At 60.6% G+C, this 21,308-nt stretch carries 20 protein-coding genes; 11 read left to right on the top strand and 9 right to left on the bottom strand.

Annotated elements, in window-relative coordinates; translation table 11 throughout:
• Window positions 1-10: 10 nt before the first annotated feature.
• From mrdA to CGA21_RS13870, 9 genes are all read left to right on the top strand, one after another.
• Window positions 11-1,906: a penicillin-binding protein 2 gene (gene mrdA, locus CGA21_RS13910; RefSeq protein ID WP_188264369.1), complete on the top strand. Its 1,896-nt coding sequence runs from the start codon at window positions 11-13 to the stop codon at window positions 1,904-1,906.
• Between the two features lie 31 nt (window positions 1,907-1,937).
• On the top strand, window positions 1,938-3,041 hold the full coding sequence (gene rodA, locus CGA21_RS13905; RefSeq protein WP_177411636.1) for a rod shape-determining protein RodA: 1,104 nt from the start codon (window positions 1,938-1,940) through the stop codon (window positions 3,039-3,041).
• 17 nt (window positions 3,042-3,058) lie between these two features.
• Entirely contained in the window at window positions 3,059-4,069 is a 1,011-nt protein-coding gene (gene mltB, locus CGA21_RS13900) for a lytic murein transglycosylase B (RefSeq protein ID WP_020798757.1), read from the top strand.
• Complete coding sequence (locus CGA21_RS13895) at window positions 4,069-5,079, top strand: septal ring lytic transglycosylase RlpA family protein (RefSeq protein ID WP_188264368.1); 1,011 nt, start codon at window positions 4,069-4,071, stop codon at window positions 5,077-5,079. Before mltB ends, CGA21_RS13895 begins: the two co-directional genes overlap by 1 nt.
• 183 nt (window positions 5,080-5,262) lie before the next feature.
• Complete coding sequence (locus tag CGA21_RS13890) at window positions 5,263-6,420, top strand: D-alanyl-D-alanine carboxypeptidase family protein (RefSeq protein WP_020798755.1); 1,158 nt, start codon at window positions 5,263-5,265, stop codon at window positions 6,418-6,420.
• An 83-nt stretch (window positions 6,421-6,503) separates the two neighbouring features.
• The gene (locus CGA21_RS13885) at window positions 6,504-6,779 is read left to right on the top strand and encodes a DUF493 domain-containing protein (RefSeq protein ID WP_188264367.1); all 276 of its coding nucleotides are present in this window, start codon (window positions 6,504-6,506) and stop codon (window positions 6,777-6,779) included.
• A complete protein-coding gene (lipB, locus tag CGA21_RS13880) occupies window positions 6,779-7,426 on the top strand; it encodes a lipoyl(octanoyl) transferase LipB (RefSeq protein ID WP_020798753.1) in 648 nt (215 codons plus the stop codon). Before CGA21_RS13885 ends, lipB begins: the two co-directional genes overlap by 1 nt.
• 25 nt (window positions 7,427-7,451) lie before the next feature.
• The gene (gene lipA / locus CGA21_RS13875) at window positions 7,452-8,450 is read left to right on the top strand and encodes a lipoyl synthase (RefSeq protein WP_177411637.1); all 999 of its coding nucleotides are present in this window, start codon (window positions 7,452-7,454) and stop codon (window positions 8,448-8,450) included.
• 170 nt (window positions 8,451-8,620) lie between these two features.
• Window positions 8,621-9,568 (top strand): LD-carboxypeptidase, encoded by a 948-nt coding sequence (locus CGA21_RS13870; protein WP_110750907.1) that lies wholly within the window; start codon window positions 8,621-8,623, stop codon window positions 9,566-9,568.
• Window positions 9,569-9,699: 131 nt separating this feature from the next.
• Here CGA21_RS13870 and CGA21_RS13865 read toward each other — a convergent pair whose 3' ends face one another.
• From CGA21_RS13865 to leuS, 5 genes are all read right to left on the bottom strand, one after another.
• On the bottom strand, window positions 9,700-11,022 hold the full coding sequence (locus CGA21_RS13865) for a lytic murein transglycosylase (protein ID WP_188264366.1): 1,323 nt from the start codon (window positions 11,020-11,022) through the stop codon (window positions 9,700-9,702).
• 62 nt (window positions 11,023-11,084) lie between these two features.
• On the bottom strand, window positions 11,085-11,249 hold the full coding sequence (gene arfA, locus CGA21_RS13860; protein WP_008035105.1) for an alternative ribosome rescue factor ArfA: 165 nt from the start codon (window positions 11,247-11,249) through the stop codon (window positions 11,085-11,087).
• 127 nt (window positions 11,250-11,376) lie between these two features.
• On the bottom strand, window positions 11,377-12,414 hold the full coding sequence (gene holA, locus CGA21_RS13855; protein WP_188264365.1) for a DNA polymerase III subunit delta: 1,038 nt from the start codon (window positions 12,412-12,414) through the stop codon (window positions 11,377-11,379).
• Window positions 12,415-12,453: 39 nt separating this feature from the next.
• Window positions 12,454-13,059, bottom strand: a complete 606-nt coding sequence (gene lptE, locus CGA21_RS13850) for an LPS assembly lipoprotein LptE (protein WP_110750914.1) — start codon at window positions 13,057-13,059, stop codon at window positions 12,454-12,456.
• 88 nt (window positions 13,060-13,147) lie between these two features.
• Entirely contained in the window at window positions 13,148-15,754 is a 2,607-nt protein-coding gene (leuS, locus tag CGA21_RS13845; RefSeq protein ID WP_020798746.1) for a leucine--tRNA ligase, read from the bottom strand.
• A gap of 282 nt (window positions 15,755-16,036) precedes the next feature.
• Between leuS and CGA21_RS13840 the strand changes: the two genes are divergently transcribed.
• On the top strand, window positions 16,037-16,357 hold the full coding sequence (locus tag CGA21_RS13840) for a hypothetical protein (protein ID WP_020798745.1): 321 nt from the start codon (window positions 16,037-16,039) through the stop codon (window positions 16,355-16,357).
• Between the two features lie 105 nt (window positions 16,358-16,462).
• Entirely contained in the window at window positions 16,463-17,224 is a 762-nt protein-coding gene (locus CGA21_RS13835; RefSeq protein ID WP_188264364.1) for a YdcF family protein, read from the top strand.
• A 99-nt stretch (window positions 17,225-17,323) separates the two neighbouring features.
• Here the strand turns inward: CGA21_RS13835 and lnt are convergent, their stop codons facing one another.
• Genes lnt through CGA21_RS13815 form a run of 4 tightly spaced genes read right to left on the bottom strand, consistent with a single transcriptional unit; the run spans window position 17,324 to window position 21,200 of the window.
• The gene (gene lnt, locus CGA21_RS13830) at window positions 17,324-18,847 is read right to left on the bottom strand and encodes an apolipoprotein N-acyltransferase (RefSeq protein ID WP_188264363.1); all 1,524 of its coding nucleotides are present in this window, start codon (window positions 18,845-18,847) and stop codon (window positions 17,324-17,326) included.
• A 16-nt stretch (window positions 18,848-18,863) separates the two neighbouring features.
• Window positions 18,864-19,703, bottom strand: coding sequence for an HlyC/CorC family transporter (locus CGA21_RS13825; protein WP_110750924.1), 840 nt, complete (start codon window positions 19,701-19,703; stop codon window positions 18,864-18,866).
• A 5-nt stretch (window positions 19,704-19,708) separates the two neighbouring features.
• Window positions 19,709-20,203: an rRNA maturation RNase YbeY gene (gene ybeY, locus CGA21_RS13820; protein ID WP_188264362.1), complete on the bottom strand. Its 495-nt coding sequence runs from the start codon at window positions 20,201-20,203 to the stop codon at window positions 19,709-19,711.
• On the bottom strand, window positions 20,196-21,200 hold the full coding sequence (locus CGA21_RS13815; RefSeq protein WP_020798740.1) for a PhoH family protein: 1,005 nt from the start codon (window positions 21,198-21,200) through the stop codon (window positions 20,196-20,198). Before CGA21_RS13815 ends, ybeY begins: the two co-directional genes overlap by 8 nt.
• Window positions 21,201-21,308: the final 108 nt, after the last annotated feature.

The raw sequence follows: 21,308 nt of genomic DNA, 5'->3' as shown, positions 1-21,308 counted from the left end.
TTCTGCCCTCATGTCCCAACCGATCCGCATCAAGGACCACGAAAAAGACGCCCGTCTGGTGCGTGGCCGCGTCGTGTTCGGGGCTATTGCGGTGGTGCTGCTGATTGGTGTGCTGATTGCGCGCCTGTATTTCCTGCAGGTCATCCAGTACGAATACCACTCGACCCTGTCGGAAAACAACCGCGTCCATGTGCAGCCGATTCCGCCGACTCGCGGGTTGATTTTCGACCGCAACGGCGTAGTGATTGCCGACAACCGGCCCAGCTTCAGCCTGAGCATGACCCGCGAGCGCTCCGGCGATTGGCAGCAAGTGCTCGATGTAATCGTCGAGGTGCTGGAGCTGACGCCCGAGGACCGGGTGATTTTCGAGAAGCGCATGCGCCAGGGGCGACGGCCGTTCGAGCCGGTGCCGATCCTGTTTGAATTGACCGAAGAGCAGATCGCCCGCATTGCCGTGAACCAGTTCCGCCTGCCCGGGGTGGAAGTGGTCGCGCAGCTGGTCCGTCACTATCCGCAGGGGGCGCACTTCGCGCATTCGGTGGGTTACATGGGACGGATCAACGAGAAAGAGTTGAAGTCGCTCGATCCGGTCAATTACAGCGGCACTCACCACATCGGTAAAACCGGCATCGAGCGTTTCTACGAGCCGCAATTGCATGGCCAGGTGGGTTACGAGGAAGTCGAGACCAACGCTCGCGGCCGTGTGTTGCGAGTGCTCAAGCGCACCGAACCGATTTCCGGCAAGGACATCGTCCTGAGCCTGGACATCAAGCTGCAGGAAGCCGCCGAGGCTGCACTCGGTGGTCGTCGTGGCGCGGTGGTGGCACTGGATCCGAAGACCGGCGAAGTGTTGGCGATGGTCAGTCAGCCGAGTTTCGACCCGAACCTGTTCGTTACCGGCATCAGTTTCAAGGCCTATTCCGAGCTGCGCGACTCCATCGACCGGCCGCTGTTCAACCGTGTCCTGCGTGGCCTGTACCCGCCGGGTTCGACCATCAAGCCGGCCGTTGCGATCGCGGGGCTGGATGCGGGTGTGGTGACTGCTTCATCCCGGGTGTTCGACCCGGGTTACTACATGCTGCCCAACTACGACCACAAATACCGTAACTGGAACCGTACCGGCGATGGCTTTGTCGACCTCGATACGGCAATCATGCGTTCCAACGATACGTACTTCTATGACCTGGCCCATAAGCTGGGGATCGATCGGTTGTCGGCGTACATGACCAAGTTCGGCATTGGCCAGAAGGTTTCCCTGGACATGTTCGAGGAATCTCCGGGGTTGATGCCTACCCGGGAATGGAAACGTGCGACCCGTCGCCAAGCATGGTTCCCGGGTGAAACGCTGATTCTGGGGATCGGGCAGGGCTACATGCAGTCGACGCCATTACAGCTGGCCCAGGCCACGGCGCTGGTGGCCAACAAAGGCGTGTGGAACCGTCCGCACCTGGCCAGGACCATCGAAGGCGAGAAGCCGGTGGATGAGAACCCGATGCCGGATATCATCCTGCGCGATCCGTCGGACTGGACGCGGGTCAACCATGGTATGCAGCAGGTCATGCACGGCGCCCGAGGCACCGCGCGCAAGGCCTCAATCGGTGCGCAATACCGAATTGCCGGCAAAAGTGGTACAGCCCAGGTGGTCGCGATCAAGCAGGGCGAGAAGTACGACCGTTCCAAGGTCCAGGAGCGTCATCGCGACCACGCCCTGTTCGTTGGATTCGCGCCGGCCGACGACCCGAAGATCGTGGTGTCGGTGATGGTCGAGAACGGTGAATCCGGCTCCGGCGTGGCCGCGCCGGTGGTGCGTCAAGTCATGGACGCCTGGTTGCTGGACCAGAACGGTCATCTAAAGGCCGAATACGCCAGCCCTACTACCGCAGAGGCTACCGCCCGTGATGAATAACTTCGATCGCATGCTCTCCAGCGAGGATGTGATGCGCCGCCGTGCCACGCTGTTGCAGCGCCTGCACATCGATGGACCGTTGCTGATCCTGTTGCTGACACTCGCCGCCGGCAGCCTGTTCGTGCTGTATTCGGCCAGTGGCAAAAGCTGGGACCTGCTGGCCAAGCAAGCCACTTCGTTTGGTATCGGCCTGGTGTCGATGATCGTCATCGCCCAGTTCGAGCCTCGTTTCATGGCGCGCTGGGTGCCGTTGGGTTATGTGGTCGGCGTGTTGCTGCTGCTGGTGGTGGACATCATGGGGCATAACGCCATGGGGGCCACGCGCTGGATCAACATTCCCGGGGTAGTGCGCTTCCAGCCTTCGGAGTTCATGAAAATCCTCATGCCGGCGACCATCGCCTGGTATCTGTCCAAGCGCACGCTGCCGCCGCAGCTCAAGCACGTGGGCGTCAGCCTGATGCTGATTGGCGTGCCGTTCATTCTGATCGTGCGCCAACCCGATCTCGGCACGTCGCTGCTGATCCTGGCGGGCGGAGCCTTCGTCCTGTTCATGGGGGGCTTGCGCTGGCGCTGGATTCTCAGTGTGCTGGCCGCCGCCGTGCCCGTGGCGATCGCCATGTGGTTCTTTATCATGCATGACTACCAGAAGCAGCGAATCCTGACGTTCCTCGATCCCGAAAGCGATCCGCTGGGGACCGGCTGGAACATCATTCAGTCCAAGGCCGCGATCGGTTCCGGCGGCGTGTTCGGCAAGGGCTGGTTGCTGGGCACCCAGTCACACCTGGATTTCCTGCCGGAAAGCCACACCGACTTCATTATCGCGGTGCTGGGTGAAGAGTTCGGCCTGGTGGGCATTTGCGCGCTGTTGCTGATCTACCTGCTGTTGATCGGTCGCGGGCTGGTGATCACCGCCCAGGCGCAGACATTGTTCGGCAAATTGCTGGCAGGCGCCTTGACCATGACATTTTTTGTGTATGTTTTCGTCAACATCGGTATGGTCAGCGGCCTGTTGCCGGTGGTGGGGGTGCCGTTGCCGTTCATTAGCTACGGAGGAACTTCGCTGGTGACGCTGCTGTCAGCGTTTGGGGTTTTGATGTCGATCCATACCCATCGCAAGTGGATCGCGCAGGTTTGAATAAGGTGAAGAGTTCAATGCAAGTAATGCGTGGCTGGGCGACTCGATACGCGCCATGGGTCGGCCTGGTAAGCATCCTTGGTACTGCGCAGCAGGCGGTGGCAGGCGATTACGAAGGCTCGCCCCAAGTGGCCGAGTTCGTCGGTGAGATGACCCGCGACTATGGTTTCGCCGGTGAGCAGCTGATGGGTGTGTTCCGTGAGGCGCAGCGCAAGCAATCGATCCTGGACGCCATTTCGAAACCCGCCGAGCGAGTCAAGCAATGGAACGAATACCGGCCGATGTTCATCACCGATGCGCGTATTGCCCGTGGCGTTGACTTCTGGCGTCAGCATGAGGCGGTGCTGGCCCGTGCCGAACAGGAATACGGCGTACCGGCGCAGGTCATTGTCTCGATTATCGGCGTTGAAACGTTTTTTGGCCGTAACACCGGAAATTTCCGGGTCATCGACGCGTTGTCGACCCTCGGTTTCGACTATCCTCCCCGTGCCGAATTTTTCCGCAAGGAATTGCGTGAATTCCTGTTGCTGGCCCGGGAAGAGCAGGTCGACCCGCTGACCCTCAAGGGTTCCTACGCCGGTGCCATGGGCCTGCCGCAGTTCATGCCCAGCAGCTTTCGCGCCTATGCGGTGGACTTCGACAGTGACGGTCACATCAATATCTGGAACAACCCGGACGATGCCATCGGCAGCGTCGCCAGTTATTTCAAGCGACACGGCTGGGTCGCCGGCGAGCCGGTGGTCAGCCGCGCCGATGTGCGCGGCGAACAGGTGGACGAAGGTTTGACCACTGGTATCGAGCCGACTAAAACCGTTGGAGAGTTGCGGGCCCTGGGCTGGTCAAGTCATGATGCGCTGCGCGATGATATGCCGGTTACCGCCTTCCGCCTGGAAGGCGACAATGGCCCTGAATACTGGATGGGCCTGAAGAATTTCTACGCGATCACGCGTTATAACCGCAGCGTGATGTACGCCATGGCTGTACATCAACTGTCTGAACAGCTGGTCCAAGCACGGGGCGTCAAGTAATGCGGGCATTGCCTATGAATAAACCCCTGAAGCTGATGGCATTTGCCGCGTTGGCAGTGCTGGTTGCCAGTTGTTCGACCAGTCGTGCGCCAACGCAGAAGTCGTCCACCGCCGTGCGCTCGGCGCCGGGGCTGGACATCAACCGTGCCCACAAGGATGGCGCGCCATGGTGGGACGTCGACGTTTCACGCATCCCGGATGCCACGCCAACCCTGCACACCGGCCCGTACAAGGCCGCCCCTTACTCGGTACTGGGCAAAACCTATTTTCCGTTGCAAGAGTCCAAGACGTACGTGCAGTCGGGTACGGCGTCCTGGTACGGCACCAAGTTCCATGGCCAGAACACCGCAAACGGCGAAGTCTATGACCTGTACGGCATGAGCGCCGCACACAAGACCTTGCCGTTGCCGAGTTACGTCCGGGTGACCAATCTGGACAACAACAGGACTGTGATCCTGCGGGTCAATGACCGCGGCCCGTTCTATTCGGACCGGATCATCGACCTGTCGTACGCCGCCGCCAAGAAGCTCGGCTACGCCGAAACCGGTACCGCACGGGTCAAGGTCGAAGGCATCGACCCGCAGCAATGGTGGGCTGCCAAGGGCCGTCCGGCGCCTTTAATGCTCAACGAACCGCAAGTCGCGCAGAATAGCGCCCCGGTCATTACGGCGTCGGCCGGCACCATCGAGCAATGGACACCTCCGCCGCAGCAGCACGCCGCCGCAGTCGTCCCTGTTCAACTTGCCGATGCAAAAAAAAACGCTTCTGCACCAGCGTCTGGCCAGTATCTGCAGGTGGGCGCGTTCGCCAACCCGGACGCTGCCGAGTTGCTGAGGTCCAAGCTCAGCGGGATGGTGAAAACTCCGGTGTTCATCAGCTCGATCGTGCGCAATCAACAGACACTGCATCGAGTGCGCCTGGGGCCGATCGGTTCGCCGGGTGAAATCCAGCAAGTGCAGAACAGCGTGCGCCTGGCCAACCTGGGTTCGCCCAGCGTTGTGACGGAGTAATACGTAGAACTTGATTGACGGTTCATCTGCGGTTTTGGGGGGTGGACCAGGTTGTTGGCTCTTTGAAGAACAAAAGCCCGGCAAGGGTTACAGAGTGAGCAGCTGAATACGCGATGACTCGTTAGAAAGTCATCTGATTAGTTTTGCCTTCGGGCAGTTTCCATTAGCGATTTCGAGAGACGGATGAACATCACCACCTTTGCCAAACGCCTGTGCCTTCTAGTCCCGCTGCTCCTCTCGCCTGCCGCATTCGCGGTCGAGATGATGCCGTCGCCACCGCAACTGGCCGCCAAGGCCTACGTGCTCATGGACGCCAGCAGCGGCAACGTGCTGGTCGAGAACAATGGTGACCAGCGTCTGCCGCCAGCCAGCCTGACCAAGCTGATGACCGCGTACATCGCGACCCTCGAAATCCGTCGTGGCCAGATCGGTGAAAACGATCCGGTGACCGTCAGCGAAAATGCCTGGCGTACCGGCGGTTCGCGGATGTTCATCAAGGTCGGCTCGCAGGTGACCGTCAGCGACCTGCTGCACGGCATCATCATCCAGTCGGGTAACGACGCCAGCGTTGCACTGGCCGAACACATCGCCGGCAGCGAAGACGCGTTTGCCGACATGATGAACAAGACCGTGGCCGACCTGGGCATGACCAACAGCCACTTCATGAACCCGACTGGCCTGCCGAACCCGGAACACTACTCGTCGGCTCACGACATGGCAGTGCTGGCCCGCGCGATCATTCACGAAGACCCGGCTCACTACGCGATCTACTCGCAGAAAGAGTTCTTCTGGAACGGCATCAAGCAACCGAACCGCAACCTGTTGCTGTGGCGCGACAAGACTGTCGACGGCCTGAAAACCGGCCACACCGACGAAGCCGGCTACTGCATGGTGTCTTCGGCCGTACGTGACGGCATGCGCCTGATCGCCGTGGTGTTCGGCACCAACAGCGAAGTGGCTCGCGCCGCCGAGACCCAGAAACTGCTGACCTACGGTTTCCGTTTCTTCGAAACCCAGACCTTCTATCAGAAAGGTGCCGAGCTGGCCCAGGCGCCTGTCTGGAAGGGTTCCACCAATCAAGTCAAGGCCGGCCTGGCTGAAGACCTGACCATGACCCTGCCGAAAGGCCAGCTGAAAAAGCTCGCCGCCAGCATGACCATGAACCCGCAACTGGTTGCGCCAATCGCCAAGGGCGACGTGATCGGTAAAGTCGAAGTCAAACTGGAAGACAAGGTGGTACACAGCGCCGACCTGATCGCTCTGGATGGCGTCGAAGAGGGTGGTATCTTCCGTCGCATGTGGGATAGCATCCGTCTATTCTTCTACGGCTTGTTCAACTGATAGTGTGCTCCTGCAAGGTCTCGTGCTGATCCGGCGCGGGGCCTTGTCGTCGCCACGGCTTACGCTTACGAGGCCGTTACGCCATGACCGATACCGAAGTAAAGGCGCCTAAGATCGAATTCCCCAACGTTGATTACCCGGTTAAGGTGATCAGCGATACCGGTGTGGGCAACAAAGACATGATCATTGCGATCGTCAAGAAGCATGCGACGATCAACCATGACCGTGTGGATGAACGCCAGAGCACCAACGGCAAATACACCACGATCCAGTTGCACATCGTTGCGACCGACCAGGACCAGCTGTACAACATCAACAGCGAACTGCGGGCCACCGGTTTCGTGCACATGGTGCTGTGATGTCCGGCACGCTGGGCTTTCGCGAACTTGGCCAGATGGCTTACGAGCCGGTCTGGCATGCCATGCAACGCTTTACCAACGAACGTGGCAGCGATGCCGCCGACGAGATCTGGCTGGTCGAACATCCGCCAGTCTTCACCCAGGGCCAGGCCGGCAAGGCCGAGCACTTGCTGGTGCCGGGAGATATCCCGGTGGTGCAGGTCGATCGCGGTGGCCAGGTGACGTATCACGGCCCCGGGCAGTTGGTGGCCTACCTGTTGCTGGATGTGCGCAAGCTGGGGTTCGGCGTGCGTGACCTGGTGACTCGCATGGAGTCGTGCCTCATTGAGCTGCTCGCCAGCTATGGTGTCACGGCGGCGGCCAAGCCCGATGCACCGGGCGTGTACGTCAATGGCGCGAAAATCGCCTCCCTGGGTCTGCGGATCCGGCACGGTTGTTCCTTTCATGGGCTGGCCCTGAACGTGGACATGGACCTGGAACCGTTTCGACGGATTAATCCCTGCGGCTACGCCGGGCTGGCGATGACCCAGCTGAGCGATCACGCAGGATCGATTGAATTTGCCGAGGTAAGTGCCCGGCTGCGCGCGCAGCTCGTCAAACACCTCGACTATGCTGAGCAGACGACCCTCACGGGCGGAATCGACTGATATGACTACTGATGCAGTGCAAACCATGATCCCGACGCTCGATGTCTCCGAGCGCCCGGCCCCGCGTCCCAAGGTTGAAGCCGGCGTCAAGCTGCGCGGCGCCGAGAAGGTTGCACGCATCCCGGTAAAGATCATTCCGACCACCGAACTGCCGAAAAAGCCTGACTGGATTCGTGTGCGTATTCCGGTCTCGCCGGAAGTCGACCGTATCAAGGCGTTGCTGCGCAAACACAAGTTGCACAGCGTGTGCGAAGAAGCCTCCTGCCCGAACCTGGGCGAGTGCTTCTCCGGCGGCACCGCGACCTTCATGATCATGGGTGACATCTGCACCCGTCGTTGCCCGTTCTGTGACGTTGGCCACGGCCGTCCAAAGCCGCTGGACGTCAACGAGCCGGAAAGCCTGGCCATCGCCATTGCCGACCTGAAACTGAAATATGTGGTAATCACCTCGGTAGACCGCGACGACCTGCGTGACGGCGGTGCCCAGCACTTCGCCGATTGCATCCGCGAGATCCGCAAGCTGTCGCCGAACGTGCAGCTCGAAACCCTGGTCCCGGACTACCGTGGCCGCATGGACATCGCCCTGGAAATCACCGCCGCCGAGCCACCGGATGTGTTCAACCACAACCTGGAGACCGTGCCGCGCCTGTACAAGGCCGCGCGCCCGGGTTCGGACTACCAGTGGTCGCTGACCCTGCTGCAGCGCTTCAAGCAGATGATGCCGCACATCCCAACCAAATCCGGTTTGATGCTGGGTCTGGGTGAAACGGACGAAGAAGTCATCGAAGTCATGAAGCGCATGCGCGAGCACGACATCGACATGCTGACCCTGGGCCAATACCTGCAACCGTCGCGCAGCCATTTGCCGGTGCAACGTTTCGTGCACCCGGACACCTTTGCCTGGTTCGCCGAAGAAGGTTACAAGATGGGCTTCAAGAACGTTGCTTCCGGCCCGCTGGTACGCTCTTCCTACCACGCCGACGAGCAGGCCAAGCTGGTCAAGGCCGAGTTGATGTCGTCCTGATTCGGTCATGAAAAACAGCCCGCAACGTTCAATCGGCCTTGCGGGCTTTTTTTTCCAGTCCCACAGCGACATCAGTCTTTTCCTGCGACTGCGCGATGTGTGATCCGCTTCTGTTTGTCTACGTTCCTGACTAATGTGTGTTTGATGTTTTCACGCAGGGAGATCCATGGATGAACGCAAGACCTGACCCGACGCTGCTTCCTCACACGCCTGTGCCGGCCTTGCCGATGCAAGGCCTGATCGCGGTTATCGCGCCTGCAGGTCCGGCCGCACTGGACACTAAAAAAGCCATCGCCTGGATGCGTGCTCGTGGATATTCGTTGCGGATATTTCCCGGAGTGTTCGAAAAGGAAGGCTATCTTGCCGGCAGCGACGAAGTGCGACTCAATGACCTGCACGCCGCGTTCACTGACCCTGAGGTCGACGCCATCATTTGCCTGCGCGGTGGCTACGGTACGCCGCGGTTGCTTGATCGCATCGATTTCCCGCTGCTGCGCCAAAACGCCAAGCCATTCATCGGTTACAGCGATATTACCGCGCTACACCTGGCGATCAGCCGTTATGCGGGTTTCGTAACCTTCCATGGCCCGCTGCTCAATGCCGATCTGCTGGGTGAGCGGCTACCGCCGACCGAGTCCTCATTCTTCAACATGCTCAGGGGCCAGTACAGGGCCGGCATGGTGCTTGCCCATCCGGTTGGCCGGCCCTTGACGACGATCGTGCCGGGTGTCGCCCATGGACGCCTTCTGGGCGGCAACCTGTCGATGATTGCTGCAACCATGGGCACGCCTTACGAGATCGATGCAGCCGGTGTCATCCTGTTTATCGAAGATATCAACGAGCCGCTGTACCGCATCGACCGGCTGCTGACTCATCTACGCCTCGCGGGCGTGCTGCACAAGCTGCGTGGGGTTTTGGTGGGTGATATAGCGGGGGTAGAGGCCCAGGCCCTGGACCGATTGCTCAGGCAGACCCTGGAACCCTTGTGCATACCGGTACTGGCCGGGTGGCGCAGCGGACATTGCAACCCCAACCTGACGCTGCCAATGGGCGCGTTGGTGAAGCTGGATGCGGGGAACCAGCAACTGTTTCTGGAACAGAATGTCGTCAGGCGCTAAAACCCTTCGCCCTTGTACTTGTAGGAGCGAGCATGCTCGCGATGGTCGTGAACGATAATGCGGGAAATCTGACACCCCGCGGTGTTCTCGGGTTCATCGCGAGCATGCTCGCTCCTACGCAAGGGAAGGGTTTAGCGGTTGCGCAATCCTTCCAGCAACTTGTGCGTCGGATAACCATCCGCCGGCCAGCCAAATGACTGCTGGGCGCTGCGGATAGCCTTGCGGGTATTGGCACCAATGATCCCGTCGGCAGTGCCCGCATCGTAGTTCTGCGCACTCAGCAGGTTTTGCAGTTCGATCCGTTCGGTGCGGCTCAGGGGTAGATCATCCTTGGGCCACGTGCCGCTGATCAGCCCTGCGCCATTGAAACGCTCGGACAGCAGGCTCACCGCGAGGGCGTAGGACGACGAGTTGTTGTACTTGAGAATCGCGCGGAAGTTGTCGAGCACCAGAAAGGCCGGGCCGCGGTAGCCTGCTGGCAGCAACAGCGCCGCGGACAATTGCTCGGAGCCTGCCGGGAACTGGCCGCCGTTTGGCAGCACTACGCCCATTTGCCGCCATTCGGCAACGCTCTTGCGAATCGAGCCATCGGCGAGAACGTAGTTGAAGCTGCCCGGCAATTGCACTTCGAAGCCCCACGGCTGGCCTTTTTGCCAGCCGGAGCTTTGCAGGTAGTGGGCGGTCGACGCCAGGGCGTCGGTGGCGCTGCCCCAGATATCGCGGCGACCGTCGCCATCAAAGTCCACGGCGTGGGTGTTGTAGGTGGTCGGGATGAACTGGGTCTGGCCCATGGCGCCCGCCCAGGAACCCAGCATTTTGTCGGGTTCGATATCGCCTTGCTGGAGGATCTGCAGGGCGGCGATCAATTGTGCATGAGCGAAGCCTGGGCGGCGGCCTTCGTAGGCCAGGGTTGCCAGGGAGTTGATCACCGACTTGCTGCCCTGGAACTGGCCGAAGTTGCTTTCCATGCCCCACACCGCGACCAGCGCCTGGCGGTCGACGCCGTAGCGTTGTTCGATGCTTTGCAGGATGCCTGCGTACTGGTCGACCAATGCCTGGCCTTTGCGAACGCGCAGCGGCGACAGGGCGCCATCGAGGTATTCCCACACCGGTTTTGCGAATTCCGGTTGGCTGCGGTCGGCACGGATCACGGCCGGGTCGAAGCTGACATTGGCGAAGGCGCGGTCGAACAGCTCGGCACTGATACCGGCGGCCAGGGCGTCCTTGCGAAAACCTGCCTGCCATTCGGCGAAGGTCTGGGTTGGCTGGATGTCGAGGTTTTCGCCGCTCGGAACCACGGGCGCGATGACCGCCGGGGCGGTGGCGACAGGGAGGGTCTGAATTGGCTGGGCGTCAGCGGCGGTGGGTTTTTCCGCGCAGGCGACTAGCAAAATGAGGCTGGAGGCAGCAATCAATTGGCGAAACTGCCAACGACGGGAAAGACAAAGGGGCATGCACGGGTCCAGGGCAAACGAATCAGGTACAGACCTTAACATGTTGAGCGAATGCTTGCCTTTCAGGCCGCCAGAAAGTAAGAAGCCTCCCAGTTGTCAGACTGGAAGGCTTCGCGGCGGTAGCTGCCTTTGCCTTTGCCGGCGCGTTCCTGGCGGCTGCGGAACAAGGGCTGGGCGATGATGGATTTGGCCTTGTTGGGGCCATGTTTAGATGGCTTTTTGCTCATGATGGGTTCTCGCAAGTGGAGTGGTTTTTGCGGGGCAAATCATCGGCCGAATTTGGGGTTCTGTCTAGTCCCTACACTCTGTAGGACCTTTCGGACGCCTTCCCTGTAGGAGCGAAGGGGCCAAGCCTTACTCTGCAGGCAACGACAATCTCTGCCCAGCCATCAACAGCGTCAGGCGACTCAAGCTCATCCACGGGGAGCCCGCCGCCTGGCCCTTGATCTGTGCGTCGATGCGCTGGGCTTCGAGCAACAATTGCGCCCAGCGTTGCGCCGAATAACGCTGCAGGGCTTTGCTCATCAGCGGTTTGCGTTTGTCCCAAACCGGCGGCTTGGCCTGGCTGAAGGCCTTGTCCAGTGGCGTACCCTGGCTGTATTGCAATGAAATGTTAGCCAGCAGGCGCAGTTCCCGGGCCAGGGCCCAGAGAATCACCGGGGGCTCGACACCTTCACCGCGAAGCCCTTCAAGCATACGCAGCGCATGGGCGGCTTCGCCATTGAGAATGGCGTCGGTCAAGCCGAAAACATCGAAGCGCGCACTGTCGGCCACCGCGGCCTGTACGGTTTCGATGTTGATCTGGCCGCCTTCGGCCATCAGCTTGAGTTTTTCGATTTCCTGGGCGGCGGCCAGCAAGTTGCCCTCCACCCGTGCGGCGATCAGCTCGACGGCGTCCTGGCTGGCGGATAGCCCGGCCTGGGACAAACGTTGACGGATCCAGCTGGGTAACTGGTTGGCATCCACCGGCCAGATCTGGACGAACTGGGTCTGCTGGCCTTCGACCAGCGCCTTGCCCCATTTGGTTTTCTGCGCGCTGCCATCGAGCTTCGGCAGGCTGATCAACAGCACCGTGTCTTCGGCCGGGCGCGAGCAGTATTCAATGAGTGCAGCGGCACCTTTATCGCCGGGTTTTCCGGAAGGCAGGCGCAATTCCAGCAAGCGTTTTTCGGCGAACAGCGACATGCTGGCACCGGCTTGCAGCAAGGTACCCCAGTCGAAACTGGCGTCGGCGGCGAACACCTGGCGTTCATCGAAGCCTTGTTGGCGGGCGGCCGCGCGGATGGCGTCAGCGGCTTCCTGGCACAGCAAGGGGTCATCGCCACTGATGACATAGACCGGCGCAAGGGCGCCTTGCAGGTGTTTGGCGAGTTGGGCGGGAGCGAGCTTCATAAGAGAGGGCAAACGGGGCGCCAGAGCGCCCCGTAAGTCTTACTGCCGAGGCAGATCGATTGGCGACTGGCGTGGCGTGTTCGCCTCAGCCTTCTGGGCCGCTTCCAGTGCCGCGGCTTCCGCCTTGGCCTTGGCTTCGGCAGTCTGCTGCAACTGGTCCAGTTGGGCCGGGGTGAATTGCTGCAGGCGCAACATCATGCGTTGAACCAGCTCGCGACGCATTTCCTTGCGGGCATCGCTGGCTTCCTGGTCGGACCCTACCAGGTTGTTGCCATCGTGGATGAACACCTTCTGCACTTCGAGTTTATCGCTGAGCAGGGGCAGGTTTCCCTGGCCGCGAATGTCATAGTTGAGCACTGTGCTCAGTTGGTATTCGCCAGTGCGGCCGGCACCTGCGTAGCTCAGGATGCGCTGGGATTCCTGCTGGTCGGTCAGGATGAGTTTGTACGGTGCACCGTTGTAGACCTTGACGCCGCTGCTCACCAGCATCTGGCGCAGTTGCGTCACGGTATCGCCGTAGGCGTCGCGGGCGCTCAGGTCAAGTTCCTTGAGCGCCAGGTCGGTGGTGCCGGTGCCGCGCAGCTGGAAGCCGCAGGCGCTCAACAGGACCGCGAGCCCTATCACCAGCAAGTTGCGTTTGATCATTGTGTTGCTCCCCTTGAAACCGTGTGGGCCAATCGAGCGGCCCGTAAGGTTTTGTTCGGCGCCCGGCACGGCCGGGCGCCTGATCCAATTAGCTGGCGACGATGTTGACCAGTTTTCCGGGCACCACGATCACTTTGCGAATGGTCAGACCATCGACGAAGCGCAGCACGTTTTCGTTGGCCCGTGCGGCGGCTTCGACTTCTTCGCGAGTGGCGCTGGCCGGCATTTCGATCTGGCCGCGCAGCTTGCCGTTCACCTGGATAACCAGCGTCAGGCTGTCTTGCACCAGCGCGCTCTCGTCCAGCACAGGCCAGCCGGCATCGATCACCGGGTCGGCGTGACCCAGTCGATGCCACAGCTCGTGGCAGATGTGCGGGGTGATCGGCGCCAGCAGCAGTGTCACGGTTTCCAGGCCTTCCTGAACCAGCGCGCGATCCTGCTCGGTGCCTTGCGCGGCTTTCTCCAGCACGTTCATCAGTGTCATCACCTGGGCGATGGCGGTGTTGAACTTGTGGTTCTGGCCGACGTCGTGGCTGGCCTGCTTGATCGCCTGGTGGATCGAACGGCGAATGGCTTTTTGCTCGTCGTTGAGGCCGGCGACGTCCAGTTGGCCCGGCAGGCCCTGGGTGACGTGCGCTTGGGCCAGGCGCCAGACGCGCTTGAGGAAGCGGTGCGAACCTTCTACCCCGGAATCGGACCATTCCGCGCTCATGTCAGGCGGCGAGGCGAACATCATGAACAGGCGGCAGGTGTCGGCACCGAACTGGTCGATCATCGACTGTGGGTCAACGCCGTTGTTCTTCGACTTGGCCATCTTCTCGGTGCCACCGATTTCCACCGGCAGGCCGTCGGCGATCAGCTTGGCGCTGATGACTTTGGCCTTGCTGTCGCGCTCGAGTTCGACGTCCGCCGGGTTGAACCAGGTGTAGGCGCCGTTGGCTTCGCGACGGTAGTAGGTCTCGGCGATCACCATGCCCTGGGTCAGCAGGTTCTTGAACGGCTCGTTGGAGCTGACCAGGCCTTCGTCGCGCATCAGTTTGTGGAAGAAGCGCGCGTAAAGCAGGTGCAGGATCGCGTGTTCGATGCCGCCGATGTACTGATCCACCGGCAACCAGTGGTCGGCTGCGGATTTTTCCACCAGGCCACCCTCGAAATGCGGCGAGGCGTAGCGGGCGTAGTACCACGAGGACTCGACGAAGGTGTCCATGGTGTCGGTTTCACGCTTGGCAGGCTGGCCGCATTTCGGGCAGCTGCACTCGTAGAACTCGGGCATGCGCGCCAGTGGCGAACCGGCGCCATCGGGAACGACGTCTTCCGGCAGTACGACGGGCAATTGATCTTCCGGCACCGGCACGTCACCGCAGGTAGTGCAGTGGATGATCGGGATCGGGCAGCCCCAGTAGCGTTGACGGCTGATGCCCCAGTCGCGCAGGCGGAACTGGGTGCGCGAGGCGCCGAGTTCTTTCTTGATCAGCGCGACTTCGATGGCGTCGAAGGCGCCGACGAAGTCGAGGCCGTCAAACTCGCCGGAGTTGATCAGCGTGCCGTGCTCGCCGTAGGCGTCTTGCCACGGGGCAGGGTTGGTGTCGCCTGCACTTGTGCGAACCACGGACTTAACCGGCAGGTTGTACTTGTGGGCGAACTCGAAATCGCGTTCGTCGTGCGCCGGAACCGCCATGACGGCGCCGTCGCCGTAATGCATCAGCACATAGTTGGCGACCCATACTGGCAGTTTTTCGCCGGTCAACGGGTGCTCGACGAACAGGCCGGTTGGCAGGCCTTTTTTCTCTTGGGTCGCAACGTCGGCTTCAGCAACGCTGCCGCCCTTGCATTCAGCAATGAACGCTTGCAGCTCGGGGTTGTTTTGCGCGGCCAGGGTGGCCAGGTGGTGCTCGGCGGCCACGGCAACGTAGGTCGCACCCATGAGGGTGTCCGGACGCGTAGTGAAGACTTTCAGGGTGCCGGCTTCGCCGATGGAGTCGACGTTGTACGGGAACTGCACTTCCATCCCGCGGGACTTGCCGATCCAGTTGCGCTGCATGGTCTTGACCTGCTCAGGCCAGCCAGTCAGTTCGTCGAGGCTCTCCAGCAGTTCATCCGCGTAGGCGGTGATCTTGAAGTAGTACATCGGGATTTCGCGCTTTTCGATCAGCGCGCCGGAACGCCAGCCGCGGCCGTCGATCACTTGCTCGTTGGCCAGGACGGTCTGGTCGACCGGGTCCCAGTTAACGGTGCCGCTCTTTTTGTAGATCACGCCTTTTTCGAACAGGCGGGTGAACAGCCATTGCTCCCAGCGGTAGTAATCGGGCTTGCAGGTGGTCACTTCGCGCGACCAGTCCACCGCCAGGCCCAGGCTGCGCAACTGGCTTTTCATGTAGGCGATGTTTTCGTAGGTCCACTTGGCGGGCGCTACGTTGTTCTTCATCGCGGCGTTTTCCGCCGGCATGCCAAAGGCGTCCCAACCCATGGGTTGCAGGACGTTCTTGCCTTGCATGCGCTGGTAGCGGGAAATCACGTCGCCGATGGTGTAGTTGCGCACGTGCCCCATGTGTAGCTTGCCGCTGGGGTAAGGGAACATCGACAGGCAGTAGTAAGTCTCCTTGCCTGGCTGTTCACTGACTTCAAAGGACTTTTGCTCATCCCAGAATGACTGGGCGGCGGCTTCGATTTCACGGGGCTGATATTGTTCGTGCATGGCTACTTTTGAACTGAATAGGGGTGGCCTAATCCTCTTCAATGCGACGCTGGACGGTGAACACGCCAATTTGGCGTTTTTCGGTGCCCAGAGGAGCTGGAAGTGGAGTTACAGGAAGCGCCGTAGCATACATGACCGCACTCTATCGAGGGAAACCCTGATTACTGCCGCGCGTCTCGTGAAAACCGCTGCGAGGGCCGTTGGTCGCGGCGTCCAGCCGGTTTGTCGATGGAAGCTAAGCTCTAACTGGGGAGTAGTTCTTATCTTCCAATGAGGTGAGGGATGGTTGAGTCACGGCAAAAAGTTACAAAACCGGAGCTGTACGAAAGACTGATAGACCGTCTTGGAATGGCCCTGGATGCGGCGAAAACCGCGGGCCGGTTGCGTGATGAACGTCCACTGGAGCTGGAGTTGCGTGGCCTGAGCCCCGCAGAGTTTGCATTGGTCAAGGCGTACCTCGATCGCAGTGAGCGTGAGACACACGGATGCTTGTCAGAGGCAGTGAAGCAACTCGACGCACCACGCACAGCCAAAATTATCTGGCTCAAGGACAAAGTAGCTGGCAGAGACGCGGTAAAGGTCCGGTCCCTGCAGTGCAAATAAGGTATAGAGCCATGCTCCACGGTATTTTGAAGCATAGTCCTTGCGTATTTATTGTCGCATTGCGTCAACCCACTTAGGCTTCGGGCATCTTTAAGGAGATGCCTGATGCCTTTTCGCTATTTCGTCAAACACCTTCTGATGCCGCCCGGCGTTCTTATCCTGTTGCTGGTGCTCGCCTGGTGCTGGCGCCGCTCAAGACCGCGGCTTGCCGCTGGGTGCTTCGCCCTGGGCGTCGGAGGGTTCTGGTTGATGAGCCTGCCAGTCATGGTGCAGTGGGGCGCCGGGCTTCTTGAGCGTGAGGCACCCTTGGCACGCGACGAATGGGCAACGCTGGCCCAGCGCGCCGATGTGATCGTAGTGCTGGGAGCCGGTCGTGAGCGGGGCGACCTGGCCTGGGGCAGCGATCAACCCACCGGGGTGGCACTGGAGCGAGAACGCTATGCCGCTCGCCTGGCAAAGGCTTCGGGCTTGCCGATCCTGACCAGTGGCGGCTTGCACTATGGCACGCCGCCCACCGAGGCCAAGCTGATGGCGGACTCATTGCACGATGATTTTGGCGTGGCGGTGCGTTGGCAGGAAGGGCGCAGTCGCACCACCTGGGAGAATGCTACGTTCAGCGCCGAGGTGTTGTTGCCTGAAGGCATCAAGCGCGTGGCGGTGGTGACACAGGCCTGGCATATGCCGCGAGCGGTCTGGAGTTTTCAGAAGGCCGGGTTTGAAGTAGTGCCGGCGCCAGTGGGATTCTTGAGCGTGGACAACGCTGAGCCACTGGGCGGCTGGATGCCCGAGTTCAAGGCGATCTGGCGCAGCGGGCAGCTGTTGAATGAGGCCGCGGGGCAGATCGGGTATTGGATGTTCTACCGCTGAAGATCAAAAGATCGCAGCCTTCGGCAGCTCCAACATTTGGAATGCAATCCCCTGTAGGAGCTGCCGCAGGCTGCGATCTTTTGCAGGCACCACAAATATTCAGACGGTCTTGGCCATCCGGCTGGCAATCAACGCCCAGCCAAACAACAGCACACACACAATGATCAGCGGCCATGACCGCCATTGCAGGTACGGTGTGAGGTCGTGCATGGGCACCACTTCACCGTACAGGATGCCGCGTTCGAATTGCGGGATCTGCGTGGTGATCTGGCCGAACGGGTTGATCAGGCCGGTCACGCCATTGTTAGTGGCGCGGATCATCCAGCGGCCGGCCTCGAGCGCGCGCATTTGCGCCATCTGCAAATGCTGCAGCGGGCCGATGGACGTGCCGAACCAGGTGTCGTTACTGATAGTCAGCAGCAGGTCGCTTCGCGCGGCAAGGCCGGCGGCGAACTCTGGATACACCACCTCGTAGCAGATGAAGGGCGCAATCTGGTACCCCTTGGCTTGCAGCATGGCCTGGTCGGAAGGGCCGCGGGCAAAGTCCGACATGGGCAGGTCGAAGAACGCGATCAGGCCACGCAGCACATCCTGCAAAGGCACGTACTCGCCAAACGGCACCAGCTTCTGCTTGAGGTAGGTGCCATCGCCTTCGCCGACCACGGTAATGCCGTTGTAAAAGCGCTTTTCGTGATGGACCATTTCGCGGATCGGTACGCCAGTGATCATGGCCGAATCCCGTTCGGCGGCAAATTTGCCCATCATGTCCAGGTAGCCCTGGGCAGACTCCTTGAGCACCGGGACCGCGGTTTCCGGCCAGATCAGCAAGTCGACCCGTTTCGAACTGAAGCTCATGTCGCGGTACAACTCCAATTGCGCGTTGAGCTGCGCCGGGTCCCACTTCATGCTCTGTTCGATATTACCTTGGAGCGCCGCCACACTCAGTGGCGCGCCTGACGGGCTGGTCCAGGCGTGTTGCTTGAGCGCCATGCCGGCAACCCACGGGCCAGCGAGCAGCACAATGCCCGCGGCGATGAAGCCCTTGCGTCCGGTGCGCACCAGGCGCATGGCGTTGTAGATCAAGGCGGCGGTCAGGGCCAAGGTAAAGGATATCAGCCACATCCCGCCGACAGGCGCGAGACCGGACAGCGGGCCGTCAAGCTGGCTGTAGCCGGAGTAGAGCCATGGGAATCCGGTCAGGAACCAGCCGCGAAATGCTTCCTGGCCGACCCACAGCGCCGCAAATGCCAAGCTGTCCGCCAGCGGTGCTTCGTTGCGTCGCAGCCAGCGCGCCCAAATCCAGGCAGGCAGGGCGAAGAACCAGGCAATTGCCGTGGTGAAGATCAGCATCAGGAAGCCGGCCAGCAGCACCGATGCTCCACCGAAGTGATGAATGCTGTAATAGATCCAGCTGGTGCCGGCGCCAAACAGGCCGAAGCCGAAACACCATCCACGGCCCAAGGCTTGGCGGGGGTTCAGTTCACGCAAGCCGGCATAGAAAAGCCCGACCGCCAACAGTGCCAGTGGCCAGATATCGAATGGCGCCAGGGCCAGGGTGGTGATTGCACCGGCCGCCACGGCCAGCAGGTTACCGGGCCAGCCGGGGCGGGTTGTCCAGCGCATTTCAATCCTTAGGTTTTTACCGGGCGATAGGTGACAGTCGCAGCAAATGAATCCGCCGACTGTCGGCGTTCAGGATGCGAAAGCGATAGGCGCCGATTTCGGTGATTTCGTTGCGTTTTGGCAGGTGCCCGAACGCGCTCATCACCAGGCCACCCACGGTGTCGAACTCATCGTCGGAGAATTCGCTGTCGAAGAACTCATTGAAGTTCTCGATCGGCGTCAGGGCCTTGATCAGGAAGTCGCCGCTGGGCAGTGGCTTGATGTAGCTGTCTTCTTCGACGTCGTGTTCGTCTTCGATGTCGCCGACGATCTGTTCCAGCACGTCTTCGATGGTCACCAGGCCTGCCACGCCGCCGTATTCGTCAATGACGATGGCCATGTGGTTGTGGTTGGCGCGGAACTCACGCAACAACACGTTCAGGCGTTTGGATTCCGGCACGAAGGTAGCCGGGCGCAGCAGGTCCTTGATGTTGAAGCTGTCGCCGTTCTCCCTGAGGATCAACGGCAACAAGTCCTTGGCCAGCAGCACGCCCATCACGTCATCGTGGCTTTCGCCGATCACCGGGTAGCGGGAGTGGGCCGAATCGACCACGGCAGGCAGGAACTCGCGAGGTGTCTGGGTCGCCTTGATGCTGATCATCTGTGAGCGCGGGACCATGATGTCCCGTACTTGCAGGTCGGCAACCTGGATAGCGCCTTCGACGATGGCCAGCGCTTCGCTGTCCAGCAGTTTGTTCTGATGTGCATCGCGCAGCAGCTCCAGCAGCTCCTGGCGGTTCTTCGGCTCGTGGGCAAAAGCCTGGGTGAGCTTACCCAGCCAAGACTTCTGCCCGTTGCTCGATCGATCTTCGCTCATAGCGATTACTCTGAATCCTTTGTTGTTTCGGTAGGGGATAAATCGGTTTCGTCGTCCGCGTACGGATCGCGATAGCCCAGTTCTGCAAGCAACGTTCGTTCCAGTGCTTCCATCTCTTCGGCTTCGTCGTCATCTATATGGTCGTAACCCAGCAGATGCAAGCAGCCGTGAATCACCAGGTGCGCCCAATGGGCCTTGAGTTCCTTGCCCTGCTCGGCGGCTTCTCGCTCGACCACGGCCACGCAGATCACCAGATCGCCCAGCAGCGGGATGTCGAGGAACTCGTCCGGCACATCGGCAGGAAACGACAGGACGTTGGTGGCGTAATCCTTTTGCCGCCAGGTGTTATTCAGTTCGCGGCCTTCGACTTCGTCGACCAGGCGAATGGTCATCTCGGAGTCGGCGCTGCGCTGGCGCAAGGCCAGTTCGCACCATTGGCGGAACTCGGCTTCGCTGGGGGCGGGCGCTTGGGTCGCGATTTGCAGATCAAGCTCAAGCATCGCGTCGGCTGTCCTTTGGCGTTTCATCGATGGCACGATTTTCGAAACGCTCGTAGGCCTCGACAATGCGCTGCACCAGCGGATGACGCACGACGTCCTTGGGCATGAAATGGGTAAAGCTGATACCCGGAACATCCTTAAGCACTTCGATCACGTGGTGCAGCCCGGACTTGGTGCCTTTAGGCAAGTCGACCTGGGTGATGTCACCGGTGATGACGGCGGTGGAGCCGAAACCGATCCGGGTCAGGAACATTTTCATCTGTTCGACCGTGGTGTTCTGGCTTTCGTCGAGGATGATGAAGCTGTTGTTCAGCGTACGGCCGCGCATGTAGGCCAGTGGGGCCACTTCGATCACCTGGCGCTCGATCAGCTTGGCGACGTGTTCGAAACCGAGCATTTCGTAGAGCGCGTCATAAAGCGGGCGCAAGTACGGGTCGATTTTCTGCGACAGGTCACCGGGCAGGAAGCCGAGCTTTTCACCGGCTTCGACCGCCGGACGCACCAGCAGGATACGCCGGATCTGTTCACGCTCCAGGGCATCCACTGCGCAGGCGACGGCCAGGTAGGTCTTGCCGGTACCGGCCGGACCGATGCCGAAGTTGATGTCGTTGCCAAGGATTTCCTTCACGTAGCGCACTTGATTCAAGCCGCGAGGGCGAATCATGCCTTTCTTGGTGCGCAGGGCGACGGAGGCATCGGCGGGCGAATGGTTGTCCAGCTCTTCGACGGCCGATTCCTGCAGGAACAGGTGAACCATGTCCGGCGACAGCTCAGTACCCTTGGTTTCCCGGTACAGGCGGCGCAGCAGGTTTTCCGCGGAGGTGGTGTGCTTACGCTCGCCGATCAGTTCGAACTGGTTTCCGCGGTTGCGGATCTCGATAGTCAGGCGCTGCTCGATCAAGCGCAGGTGCTCGTCGAACTGCCCGCACAGATTGGCGAAGCGGCGAGCCTCGAAAGGCTCGAGGATGAAACGATGTGGTTCGATGGGTGCGTTCAAGGTCGTATTTAGCCGCCCTGGGGCAATTGGGATGATTCAAGGATAGCGCCAGTGGCGCGGGTGCGAAAGCTCTTAAATCGGGTGCAGAAATTTTGCTTTTGTGGCGAG

Source organism: Pseudomonas sp. PSB11 (assembly GCF_014596605.1).
In the GTDB taxonomy this organism is placed as follows: Bacteria; Pseudomonadota; Gammaproteobacteria; order Pseudomonadales; family Pseudomonadaceae; genus Aquipseudomonas; species Aquipseudomonas umsongensis.
Note: the sequence above shows the minus strand (reverse complement) of the source record. Positions and strands in the feature narration are given on the sequence as shown.